This window comes from Levilactobacillus suantsaiihabitans (assembly GCF_004745505.1).
Lineage (GTDB): Bacteria > Bacillota > Bacilli > Lactobacillales > Lactobacillaceae > Levilactobacillus > Levilactobacillus suantsaiihabitans.
This window is the reverse complement of record NZ_RKLX01000015.1, coordinates 22541-36336: the sequence shown is the minus strand read 5'-3', so window position 1 is coordinate 36336 and position 13796 is coordinate 22541. Positions and strand designations below refer to the sequence as shown.

Annotated in this window: 11 protein-coding genes; 10 read left to right on the top strand and 1 reads right to left on the bottom strand. The window is 51.8% G+C overall.

Features of this window, described 5'->3' with window-relative positions; genetic code table 11:
- Nucleotides 1-26 precede the first annotated feature (26 nt).
- Together EGT51_RS09195 and EGT51_RS09190 are read left to right on the top strand one after the other, a co-directional pair.
- Entirely contained in the window at nucleotides 27-2372 is a 2346-nt protein-coding gene (locus EGT51_RS09195; RefSeq protein WP_135368420.1) for an L-type lectin family protein, read from the top strand.
- Nucleotides 2373-2518: 146 nt separating this feature from the next.
- Nucleotides 2519-4729: an L-type lectin family protein gene (locus EGT51_RS09190; protein WP_135368419.1), complete on the top strand. Its 2211-nt coding sequence runs from the start codon at nucleotides 2519-2521 to the stop codon at nucleotides 4727-4729.
- A gap of 126 nt (nucleotides 4730-4855) precedes the next feature.
- Here the strand turns inward: EGT51_RS09190 and EGT51_RS09185 are convergent, their stop codons facing one another.
- Nucleotides 4856-5320, bottom strand: coding sequence for a low molecular weight protein-tyrosine-phosphatase (locus EGT51_RS09185; RefSeq protein WP_135368418.1), 465 nt, complete (start codon nucleotides 5318-5320; stop codon nucleotides 4856-4858).
- Between the two features lie 101 nt (nucleotides 5321-5421).
- Between EGT51_RS09185 and EGT51_RS09180 the strand changes: the two genes are divergently transcribed.
- The 8 genes from EGT51_RS09180 (at nucleotide 5422) to acpS (ending at nucleotide 13795) form a co-directional block, all read left to right on the top strand.
- The gene (locus EGT51_RS09180) at nucleotides 5422-6000 is read left to right on the top strand and encodes a LemA family protein (protein ID WP_135368417.1); all 579 of its coding nucleotides are present in this window, start codon (nucleotides 5422-5424) and stop codon (nucleotides 5998-6000) included.
- A gap of 8 nt (nucleotides 6001-6008) precedes the next feature.
- Complete coding sequence (gene htpX / locus EGT51_RS09175; protein ID WP_135368416.1) at nucleotides 6009-6902, top strand: zinc metalloprotease HtpX; 894 nt, start codon at nucleotides 6009-6011, stop codon at nucleotides 6900-6902.
- Nucleotides 6903-6976: 74 nt separating this feature from the next.
- The gene (locus tag EGT51_RS09170) at nucleotides 6977-7762 is read left to right on the top strand and encodes a hypothetical protein (protein WP_135368415.1); all 786 of its coding nucleotides are present in this window, start codon (nucleotides 6977-6979) and stop codon (nucleotides 7760-7762) included.
- Between the two features lie 217 nt (nucleotides 7763-7979).
- On the top strand, nucleotides 7980-9365 hold the full coding sequence (locus EGT51_RS09165; protein WP_135368414.1) for a UDP-N-acetylmuramoyl-tripeptide--D-alanyl-D-alanine ligase: 1386 nt from the start codon (nucleotides 7980-7982) through the stop codon (nucleotides 9363-9365).
- A 192-nt stretch (nucleotides 9366-9557) separates the two neighbouring features.
- Entirely contained in the window at nucleotides 9558-11126 is a 1569-nt protein-coding gene (locus EGT51_RS09160) for a DEAD/DEAH box helicase (protein WP_135368413.1), read from the top strand.
- A gap of 38 nt (nucleotides 11127-11164) precedes the next feature.
- A complete protein-coding gene (locus EGT51_RS09155; protein ID WP_135368412.1) occupies nucleotides 11165-11395 on the top strand; it encodes a hypothetical protein in 231 nt (76 codons plus the stop codon).
- A 28-nt stretch (nucleotides 11396-11423) separates the two neighbouring features.
- The gene (locus tag EGT51_RS09150) at nucleotides 11424-12566 is read left to right on the top strand and encodes a baeRF6 domain-containing protein (protein WP_135368411.1); all 1143 of its coding nucleotides are present in this window, start codon (nucleotides 11424-11426) and stop codon (nucleotides 12564-12566) included.
- 869 nt (nucleotides 12567-13435) lie between these two features.
- On the top strand, nucleotides 13436-13795 hold the full coding sequence (acpS, locus tag EGT51_RS09145) for a holo-ACP synthase (RefSeq protein ID WP_135368410.1): 360 nt from the start codon (nucleotides 13436-13438) through the stop codon (nucleotides 13793-13795).
- The last annotated feature ends 1 nt before the right edge of the window (nucleotide 13796 follow it).

Here is a 13796-nt window from a genome sequence, read left to right as displayed (position 1 = left end):
CAGGCAACGCGAGGGGAAGTTCAGTGATGAAGTTAAGCGAATTCGTATTGGGATTGCTGACGGTAGGGATGCTGACTGGTGGCGTCATTAAGGCGCATGCCGATACTCCCGCTGAGGGCGATGTCAAAAGAGCATTGCGGCTGGCACCGCAGGGCGTGAAGATTGATGATTATTTTGAAAAGGGAGATATTTCTAATAATTCGGCGAAGATTGTGGATACTGGGCGAGGAGAAAAGCAGGCCGTGCAGTTGACTGACGGGGGCCAAAATGAGTTGGGCATCCTTTGGACCAGCGACTTGGCGAAAATGAACTTGCAGCAGGATCAGACCGCCTCCATGTGGTTATACACGGGAAATAGCTGGAACAGCGGTGATGGTATGGCCTTTGTAATGCAAAATGATGAACGGGGTATCCAGGCCAGTGCTCTTGATCAGCGTAATGGTACGGCGATTCCGGCTACTGGTGAGACTTTGGGGGTCTGGGGTTATGATGTTAACAACCAGTACAGTGCGGAACAGCTGGCTAAGGCGGGTATTCAAAAAAGTTGGGCGTTGGAATTTGATACTTTCTTGAATAGGAACCTCCCCACTGAAGAAAAGGACGGGGATAGTAAAAATTCAGATAGATGGAAAGAGTTCTTTCTTAAGCAAGAAAATTTTGCCACGCAATTTGATTTGGATAAGCATATCAATGGTAAGCATATCGCTTCGGGCTATCCGGGGGATGCAAGCGCGTATCAAGTATTTCGTAGAAACTTTAAATGGGACGTAAATTGGACTACCGAGGAATGGGGATGGGGTCTCTTAGGTTATGCTAAATATCCTGTACATCATACAAACACCCACACCTCATCATATCCGTATGCCGTTTTAAAACACGACGGTCTGATCTTAACGAAAGGGTCGACGAGTCCCTTAAGCTCAGGTTACTGGCAACATGTTACCTTAGTTTGGGACGCTTCAGCTAGCGAGATGAAATATACTTTTGGGGATAAGGATCCTAAAACGGGTGCGGCCCAAGCAGGTACTTCTTGTACTGTCAGAATTGATAAGTGCAAGTTGGGCTTGAAAGATTCTGACACAGACCAACGTATTCGCTGGGGATTTACAGGATCAACTGGCGCCAATACAGAAAGTAACCTGGTCGTTTTTGAACAGGTCCCCAGCCTGGTTAGTGTCGCCGCGACGGCACAACTAACAGATATGACTAGAAATAAGTCTGTCAATACAACCGATAGTGTGGTGCACGCGGGTGATCGGCTCAAACTGACTTATGATTTGAAGTATATTAGCGGACGAGAGTCGTGGAAGGATGTTCAGGCCAAGCTGCAGCTCCCAAGCAACGTTCGTTTCACCAGCGCAAAGGTTGAGTATAGCAATGGATACTCACAAACGCTTCAGGTCCCCAACAACTCACTGGCTAAATTGGCAGATAAACTAAATCAGGAACTCTCTGCAGACAATCTGAGTGCGACCATTTCGTTGAATGGAATTGCTGCTGCTGGGCCGACCGCTGAAACAGCTGTGTCGGCGACTAATAGTAGCTTTGCAGGGATAAACGCTATTGCCCAGACGAGCTTAACGGGGTTTAAGGTCATTCAGACTGATGATGACAAGATGCAATTGAGACTTACGGGTCCCAACAGCAGTGCGGATGGGACGAGCGGTGCCAGTGACTTGACCAAACCACAAGACGTCGAGATAACGGGTAATGTTTCTCATACGAAAAGTGATTTGCAAAAGGATCAAATTCTAACGATCCAACCAGTGTTAAACGGAATCGAACAGCCAACGCAAGTCTTTGACAGCACTGCCGGTAAAGGGAATTTTACGTATAAATTAGCCGCAGACCGCATTCTTTCTGGTCGGGAGAATACGTTAAAACTCTATGTCACGGATAGTGAAGGACGCTCGACCAATGACGTGACGTATACGGTGACCTTAGCTGCCGGTTTTCGGGAATTGGCCGTGAGCCCTAAGGCGTCATTTAATCACGGCAATCCCGTCGAGCTGAAGGGGGCCGCCATGACGCTACCGCCAGATAATAATTGGCAAGTGACGGTGAACGATACCAAGCAGATAGGGGATCAGTGGGAATTGACCGCCAAGGCAACCTCCTTTATTTCCAAGTTAAATCAGCCACTACCGGCGTATTTGGCGTATGTGACCAAAGATGGCACGAGTGACCTGCAACAGGGGATGGTAACCGTCCTTACTCACAGGAAGACCACGGCCAATCCAGAAGTGGTGAACGTGGCCAATACGTGGCAACAGGGGCAAGGGTTGTTGTTGAAAGTGGGATCAGATGCGGTTCAAGGCTCCTATTACAGCGAGATAACCTGGGTTCTGCGGGATGTACCAAAGTCGGATTGACCGACCGGTGAGAAAAAATGTGTTTATAAAATTTGCGTATAATACTGTTAATAGCTGGATTGGTAACCAGTAAGATTCATTGTAGGATTAGCTTGTAATGAAACCTTTGCAGGCAGTACAGCACAGACGATTGTGGGGGAGAGCATATGTGGAAAGCGTTATTGATTGGTGTATTGGGGTTGGGGATTGGTTGGCAATTGCTAGCAAGTCCGGTAGTGGTTGCCAAAAGCGATGAAACCAGTGAAACCAGTGCATTAACGACCACGCCGCAAGGTATCCCCATCAAAGCTTATTTCGATACTGTTCAGTCAGGGTTTAGTAAGGCGACGGTTGAAGGGTCCCAGAATCCCATGGCTAAGCGTACCGAAGTTGCCCGATTAACGACTGGTTCTTGCCAGGTAGGAGCGATTTGGTCGAAGCCCGAACAACGCTTTGACCTCACGCAAAATCAAACAGTATCGATGTGGCTGTATTTTGGAAACCAAGGGAAAGACGCGGCGGAGGGCATGGCGTTTGTGTTACAAAACGATCCGCGTACCACTGAAGCGATGACGCGGTTTCCCGGTCAGCATCCCAAGGATATTCAAGGGGAAACGCTAGGCGTTTGGGGTGTAGATAATCATAATCAGGAATTGAGTCGTAAGAAAACCCAACAGAATGTTGCTCAAACGGCGATTCAGCGTAGTTGGGCCCTGGAGTTTGATACCCACTTGAATACAGACTATGTTTACCGCGGGATAAAGTCGGCGAATTCGTTTGATTTGGCAGGAAACCAGCGTCCTTTGGTAGGGCCTCACTTGGCGGCGAATTATCCGGCGGAACCCAGCAGCTATAGCCCCCGGCTCACGTATAATGTTTTTAAATATCATCGGTATGTCTATTTAAAACATGAAGGTCTCATTCAAGCCGGAAAAGGTGATTACACGTTCCTGGCTAATGGCCAGTGGCATCACGTGACCCTCAACTATAAAACCGAATCGGCTGACAGTCCAACGGCCCTGATGACCTACAGTTTTGACGATCGTAATCCAATCACGGGAATCTCAAATCGGGAAGGGGCGGATGCAACCTTTAAAATTGACAAAAGTAAAATTGATCCCGACAAAACCGGAAAAGCATATTGGGGCTTCACGGGTGCCACCGGATCAGGGATGGCGGATAATCTGGTCGTCTTTGATCAAGTCCCCGGAGTGGTGACCGGTGACGCAACCGCTACGTTGACTGACAGCAAGCAACGGGTTATTGAAGAGGGGGATGTGGTGGCGCAAGGTGAGCCGCTACAGCTGACTTACAAACTCAAGTATCAACAAGGCAGAACCAATTGGCAAAATATCCTGGCGCAAATCAATCTACCGGAGAAAGTCGCCTTTGATACCGTGACGATTCACAATGCCGATGGGAGCTTAGATGAAGTACCCGCGACGGATTGGTCAGCTAACACTAAGACGTTTAAGCATCAGCTGACCAGTCCATTGGGGCCACACAATACGTGGGTCACACTCACCTTCACTGGAAAGTCCCTGGCGCAAAGTGGTGTCGTCCATCCCCAAATCAGTAGCTTTACCAGTGACGAGGCGGCCGCGGAAAGTACGACGCCGGAGTTCAATCTTGGTCAACCGGCCCTGTCACTGGTGTTGGATACGCCGATATCTGGGCCGATCGATAACGAACACGATTACTTTTTGAAGGGCCACGTGGTATTTCATGAGAAGCCCTATCCCAATACCGACTTACGCATTGTCAGTAAGCAAAATGGAGTCACGCAATATCAGTCATTAAGTAAGAAGGACGCTGCTGGTGAATTCACCTATAAAATTCCGGCTAACAGGCTGCATACGGGTAAGAATTCCTTGGAGCTGATGGTTATTGCCGAAGATGGGGTGTCTAGTAACCCGTTACTGGTGACAGTCGAGCCCCAGGAAAAGGAGGAAACTGAGGCAGGGCAATTGGCCTTTGGCACCTTATCCGAAAAGCTAGAATTTACAGGAAGTTTGGCTGGACGATCTCAAGAGTTATTTGGTCATAAGGGCTTTCGACTGGTGGTCAAGGATGAGCGTCCCCACGGTGTCTGGTCGCTTCAGGCGGTTGCGGAGCCGCTAATAGAGCAAGACACTAAGAAACCTCTAGCAGGGCAATTGGTATACAAAAGCCAGTTTGGAGACCAACCTTTAAACGGGGCCGATGCGCAGCTGATCGATGAGCATGACAATGAAGGCAAGCAGACTGAAACAAATGTTGCTGGTGATTGGCAACATAACAAGAAAATGGACCGGGGCCTATTCCTCAGACTAGCCAGCAGTGCCATCGCCGGCAACTACCAGGGGAAAATCACTTGGATCCTCACCGACGCCATGTAAAAGAGCCTGGAAAACCTCCCAGGCTCGTTCGCATTACCTTTACATAGCTGAAACGTGCACCAAAAGGAGCCGCGCCTTTAATGCTCGCCGACTAATCTCCTTTTGGCCCACTCTCCATAACTAAAACTAAGCAGTCGTCAACGCATCCAACCAGGCCGGCAATGCTTCCGCCAGTTCCTGATAGGTCAGTTCAAACTTGTGCGTATACCACGGGTCGTCGATGGCTTGACCGGCTCGTCCCGGTAAGATGTCCAAGCACAGCTTGATTTTCTCCCGGTCAGCGGCTGACGGGGCCATGCGCTGCAGGTTGTAGACGTTGCTGTGATCCATGGTAATGATCACGTCGGCCCAGTCGAAGTCGGCCGCGGTGATGGGACGGGAGCGGTGCTGGCTGGCATCTAGACCGTGGGCGCGCATCGCCTTTAAGGCGCCGGGGTGGGGATGATTGCCCTCCTCTTCGGGACTGGTGGCGACGGAAGCAGCCGTGAATTGGTCGGTCAGATGTCGTTCTTTGATCAACTGATTGAAGATAGCCTCGGCCATGGGAGAACGACAGATGTTGCCAAGGCAAACAAAGAGTACGTGTTGCATGGGAAACCTCCTAATTAATGGTTAAGACGGGCAGAGTTGCTGGAGTCCGGCTTCACCGTTTGTTATGATGAGTGTACCAGAAAAATAGGAGGAGTGAGCATATGGTAGCAACTATTATTATCATCGTTATTGTGGTCTTGCTAGCAGCTTGGTACATTAGTGCCTACAACGGCTTGATTCGGACCCGGACTCACGTGCAAGAATCGTGGAGTCAAATTGATGTGCAATTGAAACGGCGAAACGACCTGATTCCCAACCTGGTCTCAACGACCAAGGGGTATGCCAACTTTGAACAGTCGACGTTAAAGAAGGTCGTGGCCTTGCGTAACCAACTGACGGCCGTGCCTGACGGCGACCACCAACAGACCATGGAAGTTTCCAATCAACTGTCCACGACGTTACGGTCACTGTTTGCCTTGTCAGAAAATTACCCCGATCTGAAGGCCAACACGCAGTTTACGCAATTAATGGAAGAGTTGACCAACACGGAAAACAAGATTGCCTACTCTCGGCAGTTGTACAACAGTTCCGTGGCGAACCTGACCATGAAGATTCAGTCTTTCCCTAGCAACATTGTCGCCAAGGTCCATCATTTCCAAGAAAGCGACTACCTGCAGGTTCCAGAAGAAGAAAAAACGGCGCCGAAGGTTAACTTCGATGACTTTAATCAAGATAAGTAGGCGATAACATGTTATATGACCAAATTGCCATGAATAAACGGCGAACCGGCTATGTCATGTTTGGCTTTGGCGCGCTGGTCCTGGCCTTGGGCGCGGCACTGGGATACTTGTTTTGGAATAGCTGGGTGTCGGGTACCGTAATTGCGGCCGTGGTGGCGGTCGTCTACATGTTGATCATGATCAGCCAGTCGACCAACGTGGTCATGAGCATGAACCATGCCCGCGAGATCACGGACGTCAGCCAGGCCCCGCAATTGTGGCACCTGGTGGAAGATATGGCGTTGGTTGCCCAGGTGCCCATGCCACGGGTCTTCATCATTGATGATCCCAGTCCCAATGCCTTTGCGACGGGCAATGATCCGCAACACGCGGCGGTGGCGGCCACGACCGGTATCTTGGAGCGATTGAATCGCGAAGAGATGGAAGGCGTCATCGGCCATGAAATGTCACACGTCCGCAACTATGATATTCGCCTGCAGACGATTGCGTTGGCCTTATCCGCGGCCATCAGTCTGCTGGTCAACTTTGCCAGCAACTGGTTTTGGTGGGGCGGCGGTCGCCGGCGGGATGATGACCGCGATTCGACTGGCAATGTCATTGGCATCGTCATTTCGATTTTCCTCGTGATCTTGGCACCGTTGGCCGCCAGCATCGCGCAGATGGCCTTGTCGCGGAATCGAGAATACCTGGCCGATGCCGCTAGCGTTGAACTGACACGCAATCCCCAGGGATTGATCAGTGCGTTGCGCAAGATTGACGACAGTGAGCCCATGAAGGAAGCCGACCCTAACAGTGCGGCCTTGTACATCAGTGACCCGTTCAAACACCAGCAGAAGTTTGCCGAGTTGTTCGCGACTCATCCGCCAATCGCGGACCGGATCGCCCGGCTCGAAAAAATGTAAAAAAGGTGGGTGTTTTGAGGGTGTTTCGTAGTACAATTAAGTGTGATTGAAACTAGGGGAAAGAGTGTGCAACCATGCGCGGAAATTTTATTTATTTAAGTCTAGAACCCGTGACGAATATGATTTATTCGTTGGGCATTTCACCAGCTGATTTTCTGAACGGCGTACCAGCCATACCGAATCAGCTGCTTTTGTTAAACGAAGAGTCTGGCGCCGATGTGGAGATCAATCCCCACACCCGCCTGCAGACCATCACGGGACAAGCGCAGATTCGGCGTTACCTGTTGGCCAAACATGACCGGCCCGTCAAGTGGTTAGACTATACGCATGGCGATGACCTCGACTTTTTATTGCCTAGCGAGATTGCGGAGCTTTTGTACTTGGCGCACATGGAGACGCATTTGCGGACGCCATTTTACGCCAAGCTCCAAAACGAGTACGCTTTTTTGACCCTGCGCGATGGCTTTTACAAGACCTACTACCGGCACCTGGCCGACTTCGACCACGTGTTGGAAGTGAGCATCAAACGCCATCTGCGGGCCATGCACAACAATCGCTGGGTCTTTGCCCGGCCGTTAGCCATCAGTGATGTGCCCCACGAAATTCTTCTGCAGCTGATTCAAGGCTTGCTGGATGGGATGATCGTGGCGTTTGACCAGCTGGTGGAACGGCACCGCATCTACGTGATTCCGGTGCGCGCCATTACCCATCCGGAGCGACAAAACACCTGGTACACTCAAGAAGAGGTGTACGCCGATTCGCGGGAAGTGGCGAGTTTACGCTACGACCTGGCCACGCGGGAATGGGCGTTGAGCATCCATGATAATCAAGTTTTCAGTGATGTCGCGGATTTAATTTAACTTAAACTAAAGGGAGTTAGACCAGCGTCTGGCTCCCTTTTCATACACCCGGTGATAGATTTTTGCGGGAGTTTTAAGTTAGTAACCGGTAATCCATGGTATAATGTGACTCAGAATCTAATGCGGAACGAACTAAGCGGACCAAGTGGCCGCGTAGCTTGCAATTTGAAACCGGAACGGTCGAGGGGATCGTTTCGTTAAATTAGGAGCAGAAAACATGAAAATGCAGCTTGCCGAAATTGCTCATGCTGTGGGCGCAATCAATGATTTTGAAGAATGGCGGAGTGTCAGTGTCACGAGTGTGGCCTTTGACAGCCGACATTTGCAACCAGGGGGACTCTTTATTCCGTTGACTGGTGAACAGGACGGGCACAAGTTTGTCCAGTCTGCCATCGATCACGGGGCCGTAGCCACACTGTGGGCCCGCGACCTGGCCACGGCGCCAGTGGATTTTCCAGTGATTCAGGTCGCTGATTCGCTGAAGGCCTTGCAGGATTTGGCACAGTACTACCTGTCCAAAATCAATCCTCGGGTTGTGGCCGTGACCGGAAGTAACGGGAAGACGACGACCAAGGATATGATTGCCGCCATCTTGAGCACCCAGTTTAATGTGACCAAGACTCACGCCAATTTCAACAACGAGATTGGTGTGCCGATGACCGTCTTATCCATGGAACCCAACACCGAAATGTTGGTCGTGGAAATGGGGATGGACCGACCGGGGCAACTGGACTTTCTCAGCAAGCTAGTCTCACCGGACTTAGCTGTAATTACGATGATTGGGGAAGCCCACATCGAGTTCTTTGGGACCCGTGACCGCATCGCCGACGCCAAGATGGAAATCACCCATGGCCTCAGCGATGATGGCATCTTCGTCTACAATGGCGACGAACCATTGCTCCAAGAACGGGCCGCGGACCTGACCCAACGCCAAGTGACGTTTGGGCAAGCGGCCACCAACGATTTGGCCGCAACCGACATTCAAGGGACTGCCACGGCGACGACCTTTACCACGAACCAGTGGCCAGACTTAACGTTCACGATTCCCATGATTGGGACCTACAACGTGAACAATGCCCTGGCAGCCTTGGCCGTGGGTAACGTCTATCGGATTCGGCCGGAGAGTGCCCAAAAAGCGCTACAAAACGTGCCGTTGACCGAAAACCGGGCCGAATGGCTACAGAGTGCCAATGGTGCCGCAATTCTGAGTGACGTGTACAATTCCAATCCGACGGCTGTTAAGGAAGTCTTAGCGGCCTTCTCGAAGACGCCGGTCACCGGTAAGCGTTACGTTGTCTTGGGTGACATGCTGGAATTGGGTGATCAAGCCGACGCCATGCACGCGGGGCTGGCCAGTGCCATCGATCCGACTGCCATTAGTCACGTGTACTTGGTTGGACCGCACATGGTGGCCTTGCAACAAGCCTTGGCTCAGCAAGCCCCAGATCTAGCGGTGACCCATTACGAAAGTGCCGACCTGGCAGCGCTTTCAGCCGATTTGCAAACCATTTTGACCCCCGCTGATCAGATTTTATTGAAGGGATCTCACGGGATTCATTTGGAGCAAGTATTGGCGGCATTACAGGATTCTAGTGAAAAATAAGTCAATGATTAAGCAGCTGCCGCAAGTCGTGGGAGTTGCTTATTTTGTTTCAGCGTTGTATGATGGCTTAGTTGTATTTAAGAAACGAACTTACCCCGCCTTAGCCAATCATGGTCCGCGTCACGGAAAACGGATTTTTTCCAAGAACCTTGAGGCACTAAGGCGACGTACCCATTTAGGAGGAAATTATTTTTGAAGTTTAAAGAACTGGGTCTTTCCGAGGACCTACTGAACGCAGTTACGACAGCAGGTTACGAAGAAGCGACCCCAATTCAAGCCGAGACAATCCCCATGGTTTTGGCTGGTCAAGATGTGATTGGACAAGCCCAAACCGGGACTGGGAAGACTGCGGCCTTCGCCTTACCTATCTTGGAAAAGATTGATAAGAGCAATGAAAACGTTCAAGCGTTAGTGGTTTCACCAACGCGGGAACTTGCCATTCAAACCCAAGAAGAAATTTACAAATTAGGTCGTAACGAACGGGCTAACGTCCAAGTCGTTTACGGTGGGGCAGACATTCGTCGTCAAATCAAGTCCCTGAAGAACCACCCGCAAGTGGTTGTTGGGACCCCGGGTCGGTTATTGGACCACATTCGTCGGCACACCCTGAAGTTAGACCACGTCCAAATGTTGGTCTTAGATGAAGCCGATGAAATGTTAAACATGGGTTTCTTGGATGATATTGAAGACATCATCAAGCAATTGCCAGAAAAGCGGCAAACGCTGCTCTTCTCCGCAACGATGCCACCCGAAATCAAGCGGGTTGGTGTGCAATTCATGCAAGATCCTAAGCACGTGAAGATTAAGGCCAAGGAATTAACGACCGACTTGATCGATCAATTCTACGTCCGTTCACGTGACTTTGAGAAGTTTGACATTATGACGCGCTTCTTCGATGTACAATCACCTGATTTAACGATTGTCTTCACGCGGACGAAGCGCCGGGTCGATGAAATCTCTAACGGACTGCAGGCCCGTGGTTACAACGCTGCCGGTATCCATGGGGATTTGACCCAAAAGCGCCGGACGCAAATCATGAACCAATTCCGTCATGGGCAATTGGATATCTTAGTCGCAACCGATGTGGCTGCCCGGGGGATCGATATCAACGATGTCACCCACGTGTACAACTACGATATTCCGCAAGATCCTGACAGTTACGTGCACCGGGTTGGCCGGACTGGCCGTGCCGGGAAGCATGGGGTTTCCATGACGTTTGTAACGCCAAACGAAATGGATTACCTGCGTGAAATCGAGAAGCTGACGAAGGTGCGCATGCTGCCTTTGAAGCCGCCTTCGGATGAAGAAGCTTTGGTAAGCCAATTGGGCGCTGCCAAGGATAAGGTTGCCGAATTGGTCAACAAGACGGACACCGAAAAATTCGCCAAGACTGCGGAAGCTTTGCTGAACGAATACGATGCTGAAGACCTGGTAGCCGCTTTATTGAACGACTTAACCAAGGATGACAGCAGTCAAGTACCCGTTAAGATCACGCCAGAACGGCCATTGCCTAAGCGCGGTGGCAAACGTCATGGCGGTGGCGGCTACCATCACGGTGGCGGCAACCGTCGCGGCGGTGGGTACCGTGGTCACCGTGGGAACGATTCCCGTGGCGGTCGTGGTGGCTCTCGTGGGCGTGACTCACGGAACCATGATTCCCGTAATCATGGCGACAACCGGAATCGTCGGAGCAACGGCGGCAACGGTGGTCGGCGTAACGAAGGTGGTAGCCGCGGCTTCACCATTCGGAAGAAAGACTAATTTGATTCACTAAAAATTGATTAGAAGGAGCTCGCCTCGTGGCATACGGGACGGGCTTTTTTGTTGGCTTAAAGGGGATGGGGTGTGGGCAGTGGTCCCGGATTTTTTTGGCCGAACAATTTAATCAAAAAATTTTTAAACCCACAAAACGTTGTGCCACCGGGGCTTGTGAAATAAATTTACACTATAAATGGATTTTGGATAAAAATATTAGTTGCAATTTGAAAATAGCCGTGATATTATTCCCTTATCGAATTGATACGAGATAACTTATACAAGATAACGGAGGATTCTAACATGGCAAATCATTTTGACTTACACGCTGCACTGACGCTCGCCACTCAGCCGGGGCCATTTATGACCATGACCCTACCGGTAACGGGGATTCCGGCCACTGACCGGACCCAATTTAAAAGTCTTCTCAAACAAGGAAAGGAACGCTTAGCAAAAGTCGCACCTGACAGAGCGTGGTCGGCTTACGATGAAGCATTTGGCCCATTTAGTCACGGTCCACTGACCAACGGGAGTGCGGCGGGCCTGCTGATCATGGCGGGGCCCACGGATAGTTACCACTACTGGCTACACACGCCGGTGACGGCCACGGTGACGGTCACTTACCAACCTAACGTCCTGCCCATTTTACAGGCGCGGGATCAAACCAGTGACTTCGACCTGTTGTTACTCAGCCAGGAGGCCTTTGAGCTGGCGCAGGTCCGTAGCGGGCGGCCGGAACTGGTCAACCTACCCGTCGACGCGCCGGTCACGCTGACCCAAGCGCTGGGCAGTGAGCAACGCGGTCGCGGACGGTGGCAACGGTCAGCGGGTGACCAGACCCATTACAGCGGGACGGGGTCACTCGACGCGGCTCAGGCAGCCGACCAGCGGAATTATTTCCTGATGGTCGACAGCTACGTCAGTCAGCACTACTCCAACGTGGACCAGGTGCCGTTGATCTTGGTAGCCAGTGCCAGCAACCAGGGGAATTTCCGCAAGGTCTCCCAAAACGCTTACCTGGACCCCGTCGTCCAGTTGGTGCAAAATCCCAACCTGGCGGCGGCCAACCAGACCTTGGCGGCAGTGACCCTCAAGGTATCTGAACAGCGCCACCAGCAAGCCACTCAGGTTCGCCACGACGTCTATGCTAAGGCGCGGCAGGGACAGCAGGTCGTCCAAGACCTCGGTGCCCTCGCCACGGCGGCGGTCCAAGGGCAGATCACCAAGCTCTGGATTCGCGCCGATGCCACCCAACCCGGTCATCTGACCGCACAGGGGGAAGTCATGACGACCACGGCCCTTAGCCGGCAAAATAACCTCTACAACGACCTGGCACTCCTGGTGAGTCGCCTGGGCGGCCAAGTGGAGGTCCTCCCGGCAGAGGCAATGCCGACCCGGAGCCCCGTGGCGGCGCAACTCCAGCTACGCGCGGCGTTGTTACACTAAACCACGACATAACATAGTTTATCTAGGCCAGCGGACAGAGAGACGCTGGTCTTTTACTTGCAGTTAGCTGACGAGATTTGCTGGGCCGGCCGCCTTGCCGTTCGTCAAATAGGCGCTGGAACGCGGTGGGCGGCGGGTCGAGCCAAAGTGCCGTCTCGACACCTCGCTTTGAGCCGCAGGTCACGTCTCAAAGACGCCAGTTTCCTAACCGGCCAAGCCCCAGCCGCTAAGGGAACTCCCACGGCTGAGCGCCTATTTGACGAACTATCGGCTAGGGTCGTGGTTGACGGCCACGGAAGTTGAAGACGACGAGCTGATAGCACTGTTTGTGGGCACTAACGTTGTCGGAGAAGCGGGCTTCCACCTCGCTTGAAAGTCTGGCCAAACCCGCCAGTCTCTCAAGTCGTCCCGCGCTGTAACCTGGCAAATAACGCCAGGTAACACCGCCGACACAGCTGGCTCCACCCCTGACAGCCTCCGGTAGCTTGTCTGTTAACGACGTATGTCAGTGTCAGCCGATTGGTCCCTGCTGATGATCTGATCAAGTGCCAGCGTAGCCGTGAATCTGGCTAGTATGAGGCCAACCGTAGAGATCCACTTAGCAGTAGGCTTCAGTTAGGGAACTGGTAACTTTGAGACGTGGGCTTCGGCGCGAAGTCGAGATGGTGAGACCGGTCTTTGGCGCGCCCCGTCTGACTGTCGTATTTCAGTTCATCTTAGCCGGCCAGCAACGGCGACCAGCGCCCAAGCCTTGTCAGTTCACTTAGGTAATTAAGTTTAAGATTCGACTTAACCGGGCAAGTTGAGGGGGTCAATCGCGAAGGGCTGTGCTAAAATATAACGTAGACATTAATAGGAGGCGTGACGCGATGATCTACGGAACCGGCATTGATATTACCGACTTGGCCCGGGTGCAAGCCGTGGTGGCCAAACAGCCACTGTTTTTAAACAAGGTGCTGACGCCTAACGAACTGCACGACTATCAGCAGTTACAAGGGCAACGGGCAGTCGAATTTATCGCCGGACGCTGGTCAGCCAAAGAATCTTACAGCAAAGCCATGGGTACTGGTATTGGGGCCACCGTGGGCTTTCAGGACATTGAGATTCGCGACAATGCGGCTGGTCGGCCCATCGTTGTCCACCACCCGTTTGGGGGCATTGCCCACGTTTCCATTTCACATACGGCGACGTTGGTGATGACGCAGGTTATCCTAGAAAGAGGGAAATAAT